Origin of the sequence: Acinetobacter sp. YH12043, from assembly GCF_013419915.1 — a bacterium.
Taxonomy (GTDB): Bacteria; Pseudomonadota; Gammaproteobacteria; order Pseudomonadales; family Moraxellaceae; genus Acinetobacter.
This window is the reverse complement of record NZ_VOZD01000009.1, coordinates 47,463-66,614: the sequence shown is the minus strand read 5'-3', so window position 1 is coordinate 66,614 and position 19,152 is coordinate 47,463. Positions and strand designations below refer to the sequence as shown.

15 protein-coding genes and 1 pseudogene are annotated in these 19,152 nt (G+C 41.5%); 5 read left to right on the top strand and 11 right to left on the bottom strand.

The window, feature by feature from the left end; translation table 11 throughout:
- Window positions 1-4 precede the first annotated feature (4 nt).
- Window positions 5-3,307: a LysM peptidoglycan-binding domain-containing protein gene (locus FTU01_RS06105; protein WP_180138512.1), complete on the bottom strand. Its 3,303-nt coding sequence runs from the start codon at window positions 3,305-3,307 to the stop codon at window positions 5-7.
- A 207-nt stretch (window positions 3,308-3,514) separates the two neighbouring features.
- Between FTU01_RS06105 and dnaQ the strand changes: the two genes are divergently transcribed.
- The 3 genes from dnaQ to nudC all read left to right on the top strand — a co-directional run bounded on the left by dnaQ (window position 3,515) and on the right by nudC (window position 7,437).
- Window positions 3,515-4,888, top strand: coding sequence for a DNA polymerase III subunit epsilon (dnaQ, locus tag FTU01_RS06100; RefSeq protein ID WP_159123349.1), 1,374 nt, complete (start codon window positions 3,515-3,517; stop codon window positions 4,886-4,888).
- A gap of 126 nt (window positions 4,889-5,014) precedes the next feature.
- Complete coding sequence (locus tag FTU01_RS06095; protein WP_180138510.1) at window positions 5,015-6,658, top strand: chemotaxis protein; 1,644 nt, start codon at window positions 5,015-5,017, stop codon at window positions 6,656-6,658.
- Complete coding sequence (gene nudC / locus FTU01_RS06090; RefSeq protein WP_125278943.1) at window positions 6,658-7,437, top strand: NAD(+) diphosphatase; 780 nt, start codon at window positions 6,658-6,660, stop codon at window positions 7,435-7,437. The genes FTU01_RS06095 and nudC overlap by 1 nt, the downstream gene beginning before the upstream one ends.
- A 69-nt stretch (window positions 7,438-7,506) precedes the next feature.
- Here nudC and FTU01_RS06085 read toward each other — a convergent pair whose 3' ends face one another.
- From FTU01_RS06085 to FTU01_RS06070, 4 genes are all read right to left on the bottom strand, one after another.
- Entirely contained in the window at window positions 7,507-8,385 is an 879-nt protein-coding gene (locus tag FTU01_RS06085) for an alpha/beta hydrolase (RefSeq protein ID WP_159123346.1), read from the bottom strand.
- Window positions 8,375-9,067: a BON domain-containing protein gene (locus FTU01_RS06080; RefSeq protein ID WP_159123345.1), complete on the bottom strand. Its 693-nt coding sequence runs from the start codon at window positions 9,065-9,067 to the stop codon at window positions 8,375-8,377. Before FTU01_RS06080 ends, FTU01_RS06085 begins: the two co-directional genes overlap by 11 nt.
- Before the next feature lie 136 nt (window positions 9,068-9,203).
- Entirely contained in the window at window positions 9,204-9,617 is a 414-nt protein-coding gene (locus tag FTU01_RS06075; RefSeq protein ID WP_034703744.1) for a YraN family protein, read from the bottom strand.
- Between the two features lie 9 nt (window positions 9,618-9,626).
- Window positions 9,627-10,586: a penicillin-binding protein activator gene (locus tag FTU01_RS06070; protein WP_180138508.1), complete on the bottom strand. Its 960-nt coding sequence runs from the start codon at window positions 10,584-10,586 to the stop codon at window positions 9,627-9,629.
- 10 nt (window positions 10,587-10,596) lie between these two features.
- Between FTU01_RS06070 and rsmI the strand changes: the two genes are divergently transcribed.
- Window positions 10,597-11,439: a 16S rRNA (cytidine(1402)-2'-O)-methyltransferase gene (gene rsmI, locus FTU01_RS06065; RefSeq protein WP_180016844.1), complete on the top strand. Its 843-nt coding sequence runs from the start codon at window positions 10,597-10,599 to the stop codon at window positions 11,437-11,439.
- A gap of 68 nt (window positions 11,440-11,507) precedes the next feature.
- On the opposite strand, the gene FTU01_RS06060 is transcribed toward rsmI, so the two are convergent.
- From FTU01_RS06060 to FTU01_RS06040, 5 genes and pseudogenes are all read right to left on the bottom strand, one after another.
- The gene (locus FTU01_RS06060; RefSeq protein ID WP_004782870.1) at window positions 11,508-11,759 is read right to left on the bottom strand and encodes a hypothetical protein; all 252 of its coding nucleotides are present in this window, start codon (window positions 11,757-11,759) and stop codon (window positions 11,508-11,510) included.
- 174 nt (window positions 11,760-11,933) lie between these two features.
- Complete coding sequence (locus FTU01_RS06055; RefSeq protein ID WP_166138271.1) at window positions 11,934-13,181, bottom strand: FAD-dependent monooxygenase; 1,248 nt, start codon at window positions 13,179-13,181, stop codon at window positions 11,934-11,936.
- Entirely contained in the window at window positions 13,178-14,386 is a 1,209-nt protein-coding gene (gene ubiH, locus FTU01_RS06050; protein WP_180138506.1) for a 2-octaprenyl-6-methoxyphenyl hydroxylase, read from the bottom strand. Before ubiH ends, FTU01_RS06055 begins: the two co-directional genes overlap by 4 nt.
- Before the next feature lie 410 nt (window positions 14,387-14,796).
- Window positions 14,797-15,237: a BLUF domain-containing protein gene (locus tag FTU01_RS06045; protein ID WP_004782875.1), complete on the bottom strand. Its 441-nt coding sequence runs from the start codon at window positions 15,235-15,237 to the stop codon at window positions 14,797-14,799.
- Window positions 15,238-15,757: 520 nt separating this feature from the next.
- A pseudogene (locus tag FTU01_RS06040) lies at window positions 15,758-16,720 on the bottom strand (IS30 family transposase).
- A gap of 794 nt (window positions 16,721-17,514) precedes the next feature.
- Here FTU01_RS06040 and FTU01_RS06035 point away from each other — a divergent pair.
- Entirely contained in the window at window positions 17,515-18,558 is a 1,044-nt protein-coding gene (locus FTU01_RS06035) for an acyltransferase (RefSeq protein ID WP_257220283.1), read from the top strand.
- A 163-nt stretch (window positions 18,559-18,721) separates the two neighbouring features.
- On the opposite strand, the gene FTU01_RS06030 is transcribed toward FTU01_RS06035, so the two are convergent.
- Complete coding sequence (locus tag FTU01_RS06030) at window positions 18,722-18,961, bottom strand: DUF378 domain-containing protein (RefSeq protein ID WP_034703714.1); 240 nt, start codon at window positions 18,959-18,961, stop codon at window positions 18,722-18,724.
- Window positions 18,962-19,152 lie beyond the last annotated feature (191 nt).

Genomic DNA, 19,152 nt, shown 5'->3' with positions numbered 1-19,152 from the left:
GAAATTAGTTTGGAACCTTAATCACATCACCAATACGCAATTGAGTATTGGGTTTCAGTTCATTCATTTCTGCCAGTTCATTGGTTGCCATACCATAACGGGATGCCAGGCCGATCAAGGTATCGCCACGCTTCACCTTGTATTCAGTGACAAGTTTTGGAAGCTGAAGCGTTTGGCCCACACGTAAACCGGCACGTGGACTAAGATTGTTCAGGCTCGCCAGATCAGTAACGGGTACTCCTACACGATTGGCAATCGCAATCAGAGATTCCCCGGATTTTACCGTATAGGATTCTGTCGCCTTAGAAGATGCAGATTTTGTTGCGACTTTCACTACCGGCTCTTTTTTGGCGATCTGAATATCTTCATTAATTTTTAAACGCTGTCCAATCCGCACATTGCTATTGGTATTCAAACCATTCAAGTCTGCCAGATAACGTAATTGCAGATGATATTGGCGGGCAATCGAGCTTAAGGTTTCACCAGATTTCACGATGTGAGTATCTGATTTAACATTCTTTTCCTGAGTCTCGGTGACCACTTCCTGCACAGGTTCAGGACTGCCAGATAATTTTAGATGCTGACCCACACGCAGATTGGCACTACGGGAAATATTGTTCAGGTTAGCAATTTGATCCATCGACAGATTATATTTTGCTGCAATCCCGGTCAGTGTATCACCCGATTGAACCGTATAACTGTCAGGAACCTGACTACCAGCTGGAATCTTGATGGTTTGACCAATGCGTAAGCCGCTGTTTGCAGACAGGCCATTTAACGCAGCCAGTTCAGATACCGTCAATTTACTTTGATTGGCAATACTGTACAGGGTTTCACCACGTTTGACCTGATAACTTTCTGTTGGCGTATGATCAACCTTAACGTTCTCGAACTTCTGTTCGACTTTTTCGGTTTTCTTGCTGCTCGTAGTCAGTTCTTCAACTTCATTAAGAGGAACATTAATCTTCTGCCCAACCATTAAACTGCTACCCGCAGTTAAACCCGGAGTTAGTGCAGCAAGCTCGGCATTCGACAATGCGTAGCGATCTGCAATCAGTTTCAGGTATTCACCGCGTTTAACAGTATAGGACTTGGTCTGAACTTTGGCAGTTTCGACTTTTTTGCTGTCTTCAACTTTCGCTTTGCTGGTACTTTCTTTCAGGGAAAGCTTTTGCCCCACAAATAAACCACTGGTCGTACTCAGATCATTATAATCAGCCAACTGTTTGACGCTCAGGCCGAACTGACTGGCAACACTGGTCAATGAATCATTGGCCTGAACCACATAGCTTTCCGGTTTCTCTTTGGCTTTCGGTGCTTCCTGTACCGGCTTGGCATCATAGAGATAAATTATCGTACCCACATATAATGTAGAGTTTGGATCAATCTGGTTCCATTTCGCGACATCACGCCAGTTCACGCCATTTTTGGCTGCGATCAATGCCAGATTATCACCCGGTAAAACCTTATAGGTACTGCGCTTACCTTTCGGTGCCACAACCACGACTTCTGAATCAGTCTTGACATAGTTTTTGCCCTGATTGAGTCGAGCTTCAACTGAATCTGCACTGGTGTTTACAGCGACTTCTTTCGGATATGAGAATCCTTTGGTCAGCTCCTTGCCCTGCTGCTCGGCAATAGACTGACTGGTCTGAATTGCAGTCAGTTTAATCTTGCCATCATAAGGGTCAACAATTTCTGTACCTGCAGGTGCCAATGCTTTGAGCTCTTCAATGACCTGTGCCTGTTCAGCTGCAGTCGCCACAGGTTGTAAAAGCTCATCCACGGTCTTATTAATTTCTTCTGCTGACACCACTTTCTGGATTTGCTGACGTTCAGCTGCGGTAATTGGTGGCTCGACCTGGATAGGCTTCACCGAAGCAACTGGCGTCACAGCAACCGGAATACGTGGCGCGCTTGGAATAGGCAATTCACTTTTTGCAGCAAATTCAGCAAGTGCTTCGGAACCACGTGGTGTGCTGACCCGTTTGGTGGTTTGTGCAGTTAGATTAGGTGTCGTGGTGGTTGACACTGCTGCTGGTGCAGTCGTAGTTGGTCTAGGTGTTGTGGTCGCAGTTGGAGCTTTAGTTGCTATTGCAGTCTTAGCAGTCGTAGTGGCAAGCACCGGTGGAGTCTGCTTGGCAGGTACGATGGTGGTACTGGTTGATGCTGGTGCTACAACTGGCTTTGGAGCTACTGTAGTGGTCGTTTTAGGCGAGTTACTGACAGTACCTGCCCATAAGCCGCTTGAGCTCGACTGCAGTTTTTTCAGTTTTTCATCAATCGATGGACTTAAGTCAGCCGGAATCAAAATACGGCGTGGACTTTCAGGATCAATACGGTCACCACGATGTCCCGGGTTAAGCTGATACAGTTCAGCACGGCTTAAACCCGTAATCGATGCAATCTCATTTAAATTGGCTGCACCCACAGTCACTTCACGAAAGTGAGGACGGTTGGCAATCGGTGGCAAACTCACGCCATAAGTACCCGGATTTTTCACAATCTGTGCAACTGCCAGGAAGCGCGGTACATAGTTCATGGTTTCCTGCGGCAGTTTCAAGGACCAGTAATCGGTAGGTAAACCTGCAGCCTTATTACGGTTAATCGCCTGCTGGATACGGCCTGGACCGGCATTATAAGAGGCCAAAGCCAATTCCCACGAACCAAACTGGTTATATAAGCTACCCAAGAATTCATAAGCCGCACGGGTCGATTCCACCACATCACGACGGCCATCGTAAAGTGAGGTTTGTTTCAAACCATAAATACGGCCGGTACTCGGAATAAACTGCCATAAACCTGCCGCTGCTGCACTACTGGTCGCCGCCGGGTCATAAGAACTTTCAATAATCGGTAATAAAGCCAGTTCCGTAGGCATACCACGGCGCTCTGCTTCTTTCACCGTATAATAGAGATAACGTGATGCACGGGCACTCAGGCGGTCCAGATACGGCTGACGGGAAATAAACCAGCCACGCTGTGCATCAATACGCGGATTCCAGGTATTCAGATCCATCTTGAAACCCACGGTCATCCGTTTCCAGATATCACCATGCTTCAAAATCAGTAAGCGGTCACCTTCAACCGCACGCATATCCGTTGCAGAAAGTAAATCTTCCAGCCCATCCAAACTGCTTGCATCTAGATATTGTGAGCCAACCTGCTTGCTTGACGCTTTTTGGGTCGCACTTTGTGTAGATGAACAGCCCGTCAGTCCCAAGGAAGCGAGTGCCGTTCCAAGTACAGAAAATTTTAAAAATGCTGGTAATGAGGGCTGCCACAAAATTGCGGTTGGTTTATACATAAAGAAATCCAAACAATTCGTATATAAATTTATTTTTTAGATATGCCATTGTAGTGAAGCATGTCGTGGACACAAGGCATTAATTTACCCCGATTTCACGTTAAATGTTACAAGAAATTAAAAAACTGGTGTATCTAGACGCATCAAGCGTATTTGCGTTATACAATATCCGCTTCAGCAAGTTCTTTTTTGATCGGATTTTAATTTATGTCTCACACTATCACGCTATATGTTGATGGCGCCTGTCGCGGCAACCCGGGTTTAGGCGGTTGGGGTGCGTACATAATTACCGAACAGCAGGAACACAAAATTTGTGGTGGCGAAGATCATACCACCAATAATCGCATGGAGCTGACCGCGGCGATCGAAGGCATCCAGTTCTGTCCGAAAGATGCCAAGCTGGTCATTTATACCGATTCCAATTATGTCAAACAAGGCATTACCGAATGGATTCATGGCTGGAAAAAGAAAAACTGGAAAGACGTTAAAAATCCGGATCTATGGCAAAAACTGGATGCCACCTGTCAAGGCCGCGATATTGAATGGCACTGGGTCAAAGGCCATGCCGGACATCCTGGCAATGAAATGGCCGATCAACTGGCCAACCAAGGCGCAGATGAAACCTTGAAAAAATCCAAATCAGTGACTGCAATCACTGAAAATAAAAAAAAATCTGAACCTGACTGGCTTCTAGACGACCCTTTCGGGCTGGATCTTGTCGATAGTGAAGAAGAACTCGAAGAGAGCATGGAAATGGCTGAAGAAGAAATGGAACAGACTGAAAATTTGGAAACAACTGAAAATACCGATGAGTCCGCTTCAGTCACTTCAGATCCAACCGAACTACATCCGCAAATTGTGATTACACCGCCGACCTTAGAGCTGCATGGCCCCCGTCAATTGATTCTGGATACTGAAACCACCGGTTTCTATTATCAGGATGGTGACCGGATCATTGAGGTCGGTGCGATTGAGATGATTAACCGGAAACTGACCGGCAGCTCAATCCATATTTATATCAACCCGAAAAAACCGGTTGGCGATTCGGTGAATGTCCACGGTATCACCGACGAGTTCCTGCAAGACAAGCCGCTGTTTGAGGAAATCTCACAGGTACTGTTTGACTATCTGCAAGGTGCCGAAATTATTGCGCATAACGCAACCTTCGATATGAACTTCCTGGATATGGAGTTCAAGCGTGCAGGTTTTGTCGCGCTTTCTGAAGTTTGTGAAGTGACCGATACCCTGGCAATGGCCAAATCCAAGCATCCGGGACAGAAAAACTCTCTAGATGCCCTCGTGCGTCGTTATGAAATTCCACAGCGTGACCGTACCTTCCATGGTGCCTTGCTCGATGCGGAAATTCTGTCCGATGTTTATCTGGCCATGACCGGTGGACAAGTCTCTTTTGATATGGATGCCCTGTCACATACCGAAGAACAAGGCGGCAGTTCAGGCACTGTGAAAATTGAAATTGAATTGCCTGTGATTCTTCCATCAGATGAAGAACTTGCCGAACATGAGAAATGGGTCAAACAATTTGAAGAAAAGCATGGAACGCCTTGCCTTTTTGCCAAATAAAATCTAAATTTCAAGCAGTAATTTCGCTTTTAAAATACAGTTCTTCAGTTATAGTAATTCCAAAGAGGCCCCGTCCGATAAAGCGGGGCTCATATATAGATAATACTCAAGGAAAGGTGCAGATCCATGTCTTACCAAACCTCTATACATTTTGATCCAACAGCTTTACTGATAATAAAAAATGAGGTTGATAACTCGATCAAGTTAGTCGAATCAGCAGTAAGCACCTTGGTAGAAGATCAAACTTTACCTTTTGGCATTGACGATGCATTAAATCAGTTCGAACAATGTGCACAGGTACTGGCACTGATTGATATGCCGAATCTGGCACAAATTGCAGAATATTCAGCAGAACTGATGCGCAAGATTATGGGGAGTCCGGCGCAGGTCAACACTCAGGATGTGATCGCATTGAGTGAAGGCACCACCATGCTAAAACGCTATATCGAATTTATCTGCTTGCGTGAAGTGAAGATTCCTCAGTTCCTGCTCGATACCCTGAACCGTCTGGAACTTGCACTTGGTAAACCATTAACCACCGAAGGTCAGCATATTGAACCTTTGCTTGATCTGATTACTCCAGACTTCCAGTTACCCCAAGTACCAGGTCTGGAAAAATCCAAATATGTGCAACGCCTGTATAAGCTGTCTCTTAACAAACTGCTAAAACAGGAAGAAAGCGAGATGGACCTGCAGGCGATCAAACTGGTCGGTACTTATCTGGCAGGCCTTTCAGCAAGTCATCCAAGCAAGCAATACTGGCATCTGGTGCATGTTGCTTTTGATAATATTGATCACCTGCTCATCAATGAACCACGTTTACGTACTTTAATCAGTATTGAACGCAACATGTCGCAGTACTTTAGTTCAGCCGACAGCTTCAAAGCTTCTCTGTCTGATCTGGCAAATGTATTAAGCTTATGTATCAGTCAGGAAGATGCAACTGCACAGCAAATCCGTAGCCAGCTGAATATTGGTGATGATCTACTGACAGATATGCAGCTTCAGGTGTTCAGCCGTCATCTGTATGGTCCGGACTTCGAAACCATGCATACCATTAGCGAACTGGTGACTGCGGAAATGACCCAGATCCGCAATGATATCGAATACAACTATCAGCACATGACACCTGAAAAAACTCAGGAACTTCAGACTCAGCTGAATAGCCTGGCCAATATCTTCAAGGTTCTGAACCTGAACGAAGCCTATCATGATTTAAACCGTCAGGCAGCTTCACTCAGCCAGGCAGATATTCTGAAAGATGAGTCTTTTGCCCAGCAGTTGATGAATGTAATTCTATCCGCGATGAACTCGATTGGTGTATTGGAGCGCCATCATACTTCGAGCCGCTTGCAGCTACGTGTGAATAACATGAATATCTCACTGGATCGTCTGGATGAAGCACACAACGCTTTGTTGAATGAAACCAAGGCACTGATTGAATTATCTAGCCAGATTCTGACTGATTATCTGCAGGATCAAGATCTGACCAAACTCGAACCTGTACCAATCCAGTTCTGTGAAATTGGCGGTGCTATGCTGTTCCTGAATGCTGAACATGTGAAAGCTGCATTCAATACAACTGCCCTGTTTATCAAAAACCGTATTGAACAGTCGGTTGCATTAACACCGGCAGAAATTCATCATGCGCTGGATGCATTGGCTAGTGCCGATATGATGATCGACAACTTAAAGAACAAACAGCCTGTATTACAGTCTATGTTTAAGGTAGCATTAGACAGTAGTGAGAAACTGAAAATCGTTGCCTAATGTCTAAAAAATTATCACTTGCTTATATTTTCCAGCAGCAACAGTTGCTGGTCGATCAACACTTTCAACTGCCTCAAGTTGAAGCTCTGGCAAGTGATTTGCTGCTGAATCCGGGTGATCAGGTGGTTGCCCGTGATCTTCTTCCAGATGAGCCGATTCCTGAAGGCTTGCAACTGGTTCCAATCCGTCAATTATTACAGTTTTGGAATGTTCAGCAATTTGAACAGGCCAGTCGTGCTGTGCAACTCTTGGAATGGCGCCGGAATCACAAGTTCTGTAGCCATTGTGGTACTCCGACTGAAGCCCATGCTGTTGAATATGCCATGGTTTGCCCAGCTTGCCATTATCGTCAGTATCCAAGGGTGCAACCTTGTGTGATTACTGTGATTACCCGCGGTGAAGATGAAATTTTGCTGGCCAAAAATGCACGTAATACCAAAAGCCAGATGTATGGTCTGATTGCCGGATTTGTCGAAGTTGGGGAAACGCTTGAAGAAGCGGTACGTCGCGAGACGCTGGAAGAAGTCGGCTTGAAAGTGAAAAATATCCAGTATTTGGCCAGTCAGCCATGGCCTTTCCCGAGTAATTTGATGATTGCCTTCAAAGCAGAATATGCTGGCGGTGAGCTGCAATTGCAGGAAGAAGAAATTAGCGATGCGAAATTCTTCAAGTTTGATCAGCTGCCTGAAATTCCATTTAAAGGCAGTATTGCCCATGCCATGATCATGCATGTGACTCAAGGTACACCGGTCGCAGATGATACCCGTAAATGGCTCTAAGGTTTTCAATTAAAAAAGCCCGGTTTTTATACCGGGCTTTTTTATGGGAATTACCACGATCACAGATCTTCACTTGAAAGCATCTTCTAGCGCCCACATCACACGCGGCTTGGTTTCAAAGAACCGGCTAAACAAACTGGACAATGAACCGATCATCGTAATATGACCCAGTTTCGGAATGGTAATCAGCTCACTATGATTGCCATGGTCTTTTAAAACCCGGTCCAGATCCTGACTGTTGAAATGACCGACAATATTGTCCCGCTCTGCCATGAACAGATAATGTTTGGTGGAGGTATTTTCCACAAAATAATATGGCATGACCTGCTGATACGGAATCGACTGGTCAAAAGCATCGGCACAGATCGGATCATCTTTATAGTCAAAATGATAAGGACCTGCCAGTCCAATAATGGCGCGGATCTGTTCCCGCTCAATCATGGCCTTTTGTGGATGGTATAGCGCTGACATGACATTAAATGCCCCGGCTGAATGCCCCATTAAGACCAGATTTTCCGTAGAAACATTTAACTGGTCTGCATGCTGCTGCAAATGATTTAGCAATAAATGCAGGTCATTAATATAAATCGGGAAAATATGTTCAGGCGCTAGATGATAATTCATCACCACCACATCATAACCTTCTTTGGCAAAGGCCTCGCCGATGAAGTGGTAATCCTTTTTATCACCATGCAGCCAGGCACCACCATGGACAAAGATAATCAAGGGGCGATGTGCTAATGGCTGATGGCTTAAAAACAGATCAAAACGTTGACGGGCTTTTAAGCCATAGGCTAACTGGGTTTCAACACTATAACCCTGTTTGGGGGTTAACCGGTTCAGCGCATAACTGCCAAAATCATAGATCCGGAAATCTTTATAACGTTGTTGGACTTCAAGGATCTGATCTGACAGCTGCGTTTTAAATTGACTGACCTTATGGAACATCGGTCGGTTCAACTGTATCAGGATCGATGGCGACTGGAGTCTGTTCAACACCCGACTGTGCATAAGATGCAGGCGCTGCAAAATTCTGGTTAGTACTATAACCAGAGCGCTGATCCACGTTGTCGATGAGCGTGACAATTTTCGTGATATTCCCCACTTGTTGCAGCACCTGATTCAGGTCATCGATTTCAGCACTGTTCAGACGTCCCATCACATACAGTACACCATCTTCAGTATGCACATGCACTTTGCTGTCAGACACCACCGGTGCTTTCATAATCAAACCACGGGTATTCGCCGTCACGGCGGTATCCTGCATGATCGTAGTGTAGCTGCTCTGGTTACCCACAGTGATAAAGTTATGCACCGCTCTGACATCACTCATGGATTTGACATTATCTTCTGCCAATTGCTTGAGATGCGCATCCGGCACCTGCCCGGTCAACAGGACATTACCATGGAAGCTTTCAATATTGACCCTTGACTGTTTAAAACGTGAATCCAGTTTATAAAGATTAATTTTTGCAGTACGTACAATAGAAGAATCGATAAATACCTGTCCTAGCGTCCGAGCTCCATTTTCGGTACCTACAGGAGCCGTACCAGTACCGCTAGAAATAAAGCTGGCACAACCCGATAAACTTGCGACACACAGCATTGTTATTGCAATACGCTTAACCACTCAGCAAGACTCCTTAATTTTAATCAGTCTTATTTCAATATAATAATCTGTTTTTTCAAGGCCAGATGTTCTTCATCATACTTGAACTTTCCCATGATGCTGCAAATTTTATCTACCGCATCCGATCTTATTTTATTCAAAGATTAATAAACTCTTGATCAAAAGTAAAAGCATTTTCAAACCAGTGCAGATCATAAGGGTATTGAGAAAAATCATGCTGTATGGTTTTTGCAAAATACCGATTAAAATCAAAACAAATCACATCAAAACGATAGTAATAATGTGCAAACTGTGGATTTTTTTGAATAAAACATACAGCCGTTTGTAGGACTTTTCGTTGCTTCGCAGAGGAAACAGATTCAAAAGCCAATGCATAACCCGTTTTAGCTCGTGCTTTTACTTCGACAAAGACCAGTTCCTGCTCACGCTGCATGACCAGATCAAGTTCACCATAGCGGCTATGCCAGTTTCTGGCAATGAGCTGAAAGTCTTGTTGCTGCATCAGTTGGGCAGCCTGTTGTTCTGCCCATGCACCTAATTGTTTCTGCATCACTGACCCTTATAGTGCCTTAAGACCTTTGGCACTCTGCTGAAAACAGGATGGTGTACGTTGTATGCCCTGATCCGATACCCGAATCATTCCAGTACGACCCTGGAATTCAATATTGCGTATTTTTTTATTGTTCAAATAATACTGGGTGATTTGCCAGGCATCGCCACCAAAAGCAATCAAGCGCTGATAGGCCATATTCACCGGTGCATGATGATAAGCCTGCATCACATCAGGCCAGTTAGCAAAATAAAGTACCGGCACATCGCAGAACTTGATGCCTCTTGGCGGAGCATGCTGCTCATTAATTGCATTCGCGACTGTATAAATCCGTTTATGTCCCAAACCCTGTAAGGATGCCAGCCAGTCCGCATTGCCAAGCAATAATATCCCCTGCTTGCTCTTCAGAAAAAATGGTGGCTTCTGGATCATTTCCAGTTGCAGCTCACTCTGACTAAGTAGTGACATTAGCAGAAGTTCATGTTCTGACTCACTACCCGGTTGGCGCATCACAAACAGTTGCTGAATCCCATCTTGCGCAATCTGCTTCTGTAAGGCAGCCGCATCTTCTTTTTTCGACAGACTAAATTGCCAGATATTTGGCGCTGTAAGACTACTTTCATTCAAACTCAGTGTACGAATCTTGGGTTTAGTTTGCACCAGTTGCTCTACATCCTGACGTGCCAAAGGACCAATCACCATTTGCGTCTTTTTACTGACATGTTGTTTGAGTAGTTGAGAGATTTTTTTCTGATCTGAATTGACCCATTTCAATGGTACTTTCTGTCCGGACGCTGTATATGCACTGAGAAATCCTTGCTTGATACTCGAAGCGGCTCGCGCCAAGGGGCCGCTTTCAGGTAGAATAATCAGCACTTCTGCTTGTACGCTGCTGACGCAGGCCAGTAACCCCAAGCCCAAAATTTTATTTTGAATCTTCCATTTTTTATTATTCGATTTATTCCACATGGAGAAACCTATGAGTGCTCAGTTATTTGTTGTTGCGACTCCAATCGGGCACTTAGATGATATTAGTTATCGTGCAATTAATGTATTGAAATCGGTGAGTCTTATTGCAGCTGAGGATACACGAACTTCTGCACAATTACTTAAACACTTTAATATTCAAACACCTTTGACAGCCTGTCATGAACATAATGAAAGCAACAAGATTGATCAGTTGATTCAACGCCTGCTCAATGGTGAAGATATGGCATTGATCAGTGATGCAGGCACGCCACTGATTAGCGATCCAGGATTCAAGTTTGTCCGTGCTGCCCAAGAACATAATATTCATGTGGTTCCTGTACCGGGTGCATGTGCTGCAATTGCCGCTTTAAGCGCAGTAGGTTTACCAAGTGACCGTTTCAGCTTTGAAGGTTTTTTGCCGTCTAAACAAAGCCAGCGGCTCTTGACTCTGGAAAAACTGAAAGATGAAACCCAGACCTTAATTTTCTATGAAGCGCCGCACCGCATTTTGGAATGTGTCAAAGATCTGGCAGCGGTATTCGGTGCAGAGCGTCCTGTCGGTTTTGCCCGTGAAATTACCAAGACCTTTGAAACCATCAAGAAAATGACACTGGGTGAACTGGTTGAATTTGTTGCCAATGATCATAACCAGCAAAAAGGTGAAATCGTACTGGTGATTGGCGGTTCTATCGAAGAAAAAGATCTGGATCAGGAAAAACTGGATAAATTGTTACTGCGTTTATTACAAGACCTGTCTGTCAAAGCAGCTTCACAGCTGGCTGCTGATTTGACCGGGATTAAGAAAAAAATCGCCTATCAACGTGCTTTGGAACTAACCTCTGCCAACGATTAATTTTTCTTTACCCATAAAAAACACCACAATCAATGTGGTGTTTTTTTATTTAATAATATTGAGTGCAATTATTCTCTTGCAACGGATTCATCAGCTGGAACTTCAGTAATACGGCCACCGCTTGCCAGGAAAGCCGCAATTTCATCTTCAAGTGCCTGACGTTTTTTCTGCTTAGCAGTTACAGTTAAAGTTTCAGCTTCTAATACGTCTGTATCATTCACAACTTCTTCGCTACTTGCAGCACCTTTTTCTGCTGCTTTTGCTTCATCGTCGTCGATTACAGGATCTTCTACATCATCATAATCATTTACGTCTGTCATTTTGCTCTCCCCACAAATGGCTTCGCTTTTATCTATTAAACCAAGCTTTAAATTAACTGAAATTTAGCAATCTCTTTGGTCTTCGCCTAGCCCTAATTTTCAAAAAATCGTATCTTTTTTAAACAAAATGGTTACTCTTTATAGATGTTTGTTTAAAAAATTTACATTCGGCCGCTAGGCTGAATAACGTGTATCTTTGAGTAAACTTAAACCATTCGCCTGAGCCATAAATGCATCTTTCAGGACTGTCTGTTGCTCGACCTGTTTCAGCCCGAAATTACGTGCCCACACCACTGGGAAAAGCTCTGTAGTTTCCATCCAGCCAATCGCCGACATGCTATGCATCATCGCATCATTCTGGCCTTTACGGCGATGCTCATAACGTTTCAAGGTCTGTTCATGGGCCCACACTCCACGCGCTTTGTCATGCAGCAACACGTCACAGAGTACGGCAGCATCCAGACAGCCGATATTAACCCCTTGTCCAGCGAGCGGATGAATCACATGCGCAGCGTCACCAATTAGTGCCAAGCCATCTTGTACATACTGCTGTGCAGCACGAGCTTTGAGTGGGAATTTCGCTCGTGCTGTCGCTTCCAGCACTTCACCCAGCATATGATAGCTTTCACGGGTCAATAGTTGAGTGAAGTCAGCATCTGATAGCGCTGCATACTCATCGGCATAATCATCAGGTAATGTCCAGACTATGGATTGCCAGTGGCCTTGCTCTTCTTCTTTAAGACTCGCCATTGGCAGATAAGCCAAAGGACCAGTTTCCAGAAAAATCTGACGGGCCACATGCTGATGTGGCTGGGCTGTTCTAATTGCGCAGCTGATTCCGGCCTGTTTATAGTCCAGTACATCGATATCGATAAAGGCTTGCTCGCGCACAAAGGAGTTCGCGCCATCTGCGCCAATGACCAACTTAGTTTTGAGCTGGGTGCCATCTGCCAGATGAATGATCCAAACATCTACTCCACGTTCAACCCGGTTAACTTTGACCTGTGTGCGGTAATCTTGCACCTCTTCAAGCATCTTTTGCTGGATGGCCAGATTCAGAATACTCGGTTCCACCATTGAGCCTAGCGCCTGCTCTACAGAAGGTGTTCTTTCTGAAGAATGACCAAAGTTAATTTCACCATAGCCATTTTTATTCCAGACCTGCATTCCAGTATATGGCTGCTGGCGTGCAAGTTTTTCCCACACACCTACGGTTTTTAATAAATGAATAGTCGCCTGACTTAGCGCCAAAACCCGCGGATTGGCTACACTTAAAGTTTTGTCTGCATCCAGAATAGGCGCAGCATCCAGAACAGTCGCTTGCACACCACCTTGAGCGAGTAATAAAGCCGTTAGACCGCCTACCAGACCGCCACCAACAATCACGACATCTAATACATCAGAACTTGGATTCAGACTCATGCTTTTAACCCCATGGCATAGTTAGCGACCAGTGGCTTGATACCAGGAATGGTATCAAAAGCAATCAGTCCGGTATTACGGATCAGTTTCAAGAATGGATTCTGGTTACTAAATCCACGTACGACTGAATCACAGAACTTAATCACTCTTTGCTGGTCATTCAAACGGGATTTTTCATAATCCTGTAATACTGCTGCATCACCTAAGTCTGCACCTTGTGACTGCTGTTCTTTCAGGTAGCGCACCAATACATGCGCATCTCGCATACACAGGTTAAAACCCTGACCCGCTACTGGATGAATTGTATGTGCAGCATTACCCATCAAGACCACGCGGCCCACAGCCTGTTTTTCTGCTAATACTTGGGACAATGGAAAACTGAAGCGCTTACCTGTTTTCTGGAATTTACCGGCACGATCGCCATAGGTTTCTTGTAAGGCGTTCAGGAAATGCTGGTCATTTTCTTCACCCAGCCATTCTCCTTCCGTTCCTTTTTTCACAGGCCAGACTACAGAACGACGATATTCACCTGGAAGTGGTAATAAGGCTAATGGGCCTAAGTGGCTAAACCGTTCAAAGCCAACATGATTATGTGGCTTAGAAGTTTGAACGGTAGTGACAATGGCGACCTGATCATAGTCATGTTCTGAAGCCTCAATACCGAGCGCTTTACGACAGAAAGAATCACGCCCATCAGCAGCAATCACCAGTTTGGATTGGAGTTTCAATAAAGCATCACCACGTTGTGCTTCAAGATAAGCAAACTCAGCATCTTGAGTCAGAGAGCTGACCTGAACCTCATCAATCAGTTCAATTAAAGGTTCTTTTTTGACTTGAGTTAATAGCACACGACCTAGCCAGGCATTTTCAATGACCTGACCAAAACTTTCGACTTTTTCCTGTTCTGCAATTAAGCGCGCCTTACCAAAACTGCCCTGCTCAGTAATATTCACTTCAAGAATCGGAGTTGCATGTTCCTGCAAGGCATCCCAAAGCCCAAGTTCCTGATAAATCTGTACACTACGGCGTGATAAGGCACTATTACGTGCATCAAAACTGGAATGATAGGGTGCAAGATTTACATCATCATAATCTGGATATTTGATCGCTTCCAAAAGTTTGACTGCAATATTGGTTTTGGCCAACATCAGCGCGAGACTCAAGCCGACCATACCACCACCGACAATGATGACTTCTTGTTGCATGCTGTAATCCTTTCAATGGCGTACCTATATATAGATACTTATAATCATGATGAATTTTATATTAGCCTAAAAAATTTCTTTTTTATAATAAATTAGGTTGCGGTTTCGAAGCGAAGTCTGCTTGTGGTTAATTTATAGCTCACCTCAACGTCCTACTTAAATTTTTCAAAATACAGAAGTATCATCTGCCTGATAAAAAGCAGAAGAATTTTGGCACTGATTGTTAGGTTTAAAAGCTTGGCTTGGTATGAAATGATGAAGATGGGATCTGGATATAATTTTTTGAATTAACAATATTTATGTTTTTGAATTTATATAATATTTTTTATTTAACTTATTTAAAGTAAATACTCATTTTAAAAAATCATGCGATACGTAGCTTTAGCTTATATCGCATGATGATGTAAGGATTAACTTGCTTTCAATGTATAGGCATGGTCATTCAAACTTGCCAATATCTGTATAAATTGAGGAATGGTCTCGGCATTCAAGGTATAAGGATTGAATTCATCCAGATTATGTTCGGCAAAGAATCCAAGAATATCCTGATGGATATTGGCATATTTCATATGCCAGTCTGAGAAGAGACGGTCATTCACATCTTCAAAATACAGAACTTCACAATTTTTATGTCGAGGATCTTTCAAGATTTTTTTATAGAACAGATCTTCAATCTTGTTCCTATCTCCTTCCAGACATTGAACAAAGTAACCATTTCCATAATACAGAGCCCCAAAAATCGCATTACGTGAATTGAAATTCAACGCTTCTGTCAGAATATTGAATAGATCATTCATTGGATCTTCGCAATCATACAACTTACTAACATATAAAAGTCTTGCGTCGCTCATTGTCTACCTCAATATTTTAGATTATGTACATTACTCAATATTTTTCTGTTTAATATATATAACTGATTTTATAAAAATTTTCTATGATTAGATACAAAATAATTTATCGAATAGTAAAATAACTTGAAAAATAAAATAAATTTTTATATAAATTCAGCTACTTGCTTTTAACACGCATTTTCCAAATATTTCTATATTAAAAAGCTTCAAAATTTTGCTATTTGAGATCTGCCATCAAGTATCAGTTTTTTACTTTCTAAATGCTCATGTAATTTGAGCACCAGTTATCTTTGCCAGAACATCAGCAAGCCAGCAAAAATGTAAATCAGCGATTTGTTCTCAATCAATAGTGCAAGTGCTACGAATACGATAGCAAAGATGAAGGAACGGATTAAAGTCGCGATGTTTAATTTAGAAACGACAGTCTAAGTCGAGCTCAAGCAACTTATTAAGTATGTACTTTCTTACACCTCTCTTCTTATAATATTTTTAAAAGGTAATTGTTTTTAATTTGGCGGATTCAAGCGGCAAGTGCAACAGTATAAAAACCAGCCATAACTTCACTCGGTGTATACCAACCTAGTGTTTTTCTAGGACGATGGTTGAGTGCAAATTCTATCTGCTCTATTTGTTCGTTTGACACGCCATCAAACGATGATGATTTTGGTAGATATTGACGGATTAAACCATTCGTATTTTCATTTCTAGCTCGCTGAATAGACTTGTAAGGATCAGCAAAATACGTCTCTATGCCAGCATCAGTAATTCTTTTGTGTTCGGAAAATTCTTTGCCATTATCAAATGTCACACTATAAGCATGGCTCATTTGTAAACGATCTAATGCACAAGTAATCGTTTGAGAGGATGCTCTTATTGGCCCTAAATGAACAATATGTACATACAGGCTCTTTCGATCAACGAGAGTCAATAAAGCACCTTTATGATGTTTACCAATCACCGTGTCACCTTCGAAATCTCCTAAACGTTGTCGTTGATCAATGACCTAGTCTCGGCAGTGAATACTTGTTTTATCAATGATTTGACCCCTACGATCCGTGTTTTTGTAACCGCGTTTTCGATATTTCTTCTGATGCCTTAAATGTAGATGAAGTTTACCGCCTTTTGATTTATCTTGATAAATGTACTGGTAAATCCACTCATGTGAAGGTACATCCAGCCAACCGCGTTGTGTTAAAGCACCTGAAATTTGTTCGGGTGACCAGTCCAAACCAATCAAATAATCAATATAAGCGAAGGCAAATGCTGTCATTGATGATGAAGGACGGTACTGTCTTTGACTTGCAAATTTAGCTGCCTGTTGAGCTCTATATCCACGTTGCCCAGTATTTCTTTTTAATTCACGGTAGATGGTTGATCGTGAACGTCCTAATTCCCGAGCAAGGGTAGCGATTGAACTTTTACTTTTCAAAGTAGCATAAATTTCGTATCTTTCATCTTGAGAAAGTTGGGTGTATTTCTTCATTGTGTGCTTTCCAATTGCGAGTTGAAAAAGTCTAATGATTCTATGAATACACCTAACTTTTTCAACTAACTACAAATGTGTTGCACTTGGGATTTGAATCTGCGTTTCTAAATGATACAAAAACATGCTTATTTAATAATCAATCTTGTACTCTTTGACTTACAGCTATTCAAGTCCTTTACCCCTATTTTAGTTAAATGAATTTTCATATGATGATTACATCAGGAACAGGGAGTTCCACATAAGAATAACAATAGATAAGCACAAGGACAGTAAGGTACGACAGGAGTTATACCAAGCTAACCAATACGAAAAACCCCGGCAGGATGCCGGGGTTTTTTATTATTTAATGATTAAAAATTTGAAGATGATACTGAAGTTTCTAAACAGAAATCTTAGCAATCACTACTACCTATATCTTTCATCTACTTATAGAAAATTCCCAAATTTTGGTGTGAAGTTAATAATGTATACGTGATCTTTGAATTAATTCATCAATGGTTTCTGGAATTTCTTTTATTAAGCTGAGTACTTTTACTTTTTATTAAAATTTTGAAACATATTTTAAGCCGGTTAATAAATAATAATAATTAATAAAAAATTCATTTTTTACCAGTTTCTAAACTCTAGTGAATATTTGAGTTCCCATAAAATACGGCTACTTTTATATAAAACCAACCGTAATGATTTTAGATTAAATAATTAGTAATATTCACGGTCTTTCACTAGGTATATTTGTTAGACAAACATTGAGTATGGTAGTTTAAATTAAATACTTTAATAAAATAATAACTATGCTTTATTCAGTGCAATTTCTTAGGGGGATTGCTGCCTTAATGGTAGTTATAAGTCATACCTCCTTTAAAGGACAACAATACAGTGTTGATACGCTTCAGTGGTATCACATAGGTGGTTCTGGCGTTGATTTATTTTTCATAATATCTGGCTTTATTATGTGTTATACAACATATAATAAAAAAGTTAATTTTCTAAATTTCATGAGAAACCGATTCATCCGAATCATTCCTCTTTATTGGGTTCTCAGTTTTTTTGCTTTAATCGTATTTCTGATTTCTCCAAATCTTATAAATTCATCCGGTGGTGAAACAGGAATTTTCGAATCTTTCTTTTTAATTCCGAATGGCAGTAAATTTTTAATTAATAATGGATGGACTTTAAGCTACGAATTTTATTATTATTTTATATTTTCTTTTTTCCTAATCTTTTTATTAAAAGACTTATATAAATATCTTTTTATCATTCTATATTTTTCAGTTGTTGTGGCTATAGGTTTAATACTCCAACCAAAATCTGAATTTCTGATGTTTTTAACCCATAATCTTTTGCTTGAATTCGCTTTAGGCGTTCTGGCATTTATCATTATAAAAAATACTAGTCTTTCCCGATTAATGTCTTTATTTATGATTCTTGTCGGTGCTTCCCTATTAGCCTATCAAAACTTTTATAAACTACCTGATTTCATCACCTTGAGATCATTAAAAATCGGGATCCCAATGTTTTTCATTTTTGTTGGATGCGTAGCTTTAGAAGACTTAATCACAGAAACTAAATCACTAATTTTAAGATTCTTTAATCATCTTGGAGATTCATCTTACTCTTTATATTTGATTCATCCTTTTACTTTAAGCCCAGTTGCTATGGTTTTAAATAAACTCAATATATTAAACCCTTACCTATTTAGCTCTATACTTATTACCTCTTCGATCTTGGCAGGCTCTATTACGTATCTAGTTTTAGAAAAAAGGTTAATTAAATTAGGCAAAGAACCATTTAACTTCTTTAGGTATTTTTATCCGGTCGATAGAAAAAACTTATAGATATTTTTTGATCTCTTTAGGCATTATCAAAAATTTAAATACTAAAAACGGAGCTTAAGCTCCGTTTCTGTTAAATGTCCTTTATATCTTTTAGATTAACTAATCTGTTATAGAAATCAGTTAATTAAAAAAATATCAATGACTTCAATTAATTTTTAGTCAGTTAACGTACTACTCGAGCTTGAGACTCATGATGTACATCGCGTCGACCCAATTTTGTACCAGTATAGATCAGATACAAGGCAGACAAACCAACCAATACATAGATAATTCGAGATAGTGCACTCATTTCACCAAAGATGGCAGCGACTAAATCAAAGTTAAATGCACCAACCAGACCCCAGTTGATGCCACCAATAATCGCTAAAGCATAAGCAATCCAGTCAAGCGTATTTAGTCTCATCATTTTTCTCCTGCTCTTCTTTGAGTTTATTTAAGGAACAGGTCAAGTATGAGAACGAAATCGGAATTAATATGTTGCTTTGATGCTAAAAACTCAATTGCTGTGTTGAATTCCTGTCATCTTATAATTCTCAATTTTAACAAAGTTAATTTTATTTGAATAAGTCGCGATTAACGTAAGTAAAAGTCTTG

Coding starts and splice junctions, on each gene's coding strand:
- FTU01_RS06105 (WP_180138512.1), bottom strand. CDS start 3,307: ATGTATAAACCAACCGCAATTTTGTGGCAGCCCTCATTACCAGCATTT.
- dnaQ (WP_159123349.1), top strand. CDS start 3,515: ATGTCTCACACTATCACGCTATATGTTGATGGCGCCTGTCGCGGCAAC.
- FTU01_RS06095 (WP_180138510.1), top strand. CDS start 5,015: ATGTCTTACCAAACCTCTATACATTTTGATCCAACAGCTTTACTGATA.
- nudC (WP_125278943.1), top strand. CDS start 6,658: ATGTCTAAAAAATTATCACTTGCTTATATTTTCCAGCAGCAACAGTTG.
- FTU01_RS06085 (WP_159123346.1), bottom strand. CDS start 8,385: ATGTTCCATAAGGTCAGTCAATTTAAAACGCAGCTGTCAGATCAGATC.
- FTU01_RS06075 (WP_034703744.1), bottom strand. CDS start 9,617: ATGCAGAAACAATTAGGTGCATGGGCAGAACAACAGGCTGCCCAACTG.
- FTU01_RS06070 (WP_180138508.1), bottom strand. CDS start 10,586: ATGTGGAATAAATCGAATAATAAAAAATGGAAGATTCAAAATAAAATT.
- rsmI (WP_180016844.1), top strand. CDS start 10,597: ATGAGTGCTCAGTTATTTGTTGTTGCGACTCCAATCGGGCACTTAGAT.
- FTU01_RS06060 (WP_004782870.1), bottom strand. CDS start 11,759: ATGACAGACGTAAATGATTATGATGATGTAGAAGATCCTGTAATCGAC.
- FTU01_RS06055 (WP_166138271.1), bottom strand. CDS start 13,181: ATGAGTCTGAATCCAAGTTCTGATGTATTAGATGTCGTGATTGTTGGT.
- ubiH (WP_180138506.1), bottom strand. CDS start 14,386: ATGCAACAAGAAGTCATCATTGTCGGTGGTGGTATGGTCGGCTTGAGT.
- FTU01_RS06045 (WP_004782875.1), bottom strand. CDS start 15,237: ATGAGCGACGCAAGACTTTTATATGTTAGTAAGTTGTATGATTGCGAA.
- FTU01_RS06035 (WP_257220283.1), top strand. CDS start 17,515: ATGCTTTATTCAGTGCAATTTCTTAGGGGGATTGCTGCCTTAATGGTA.
- FTU01_RS06030 (WP_034703714.1), bottom strand. CDS start 18,961: ATGAGACTAAATACGCTTGACTGGATTGCTTATGCTTTAGCGATTATT.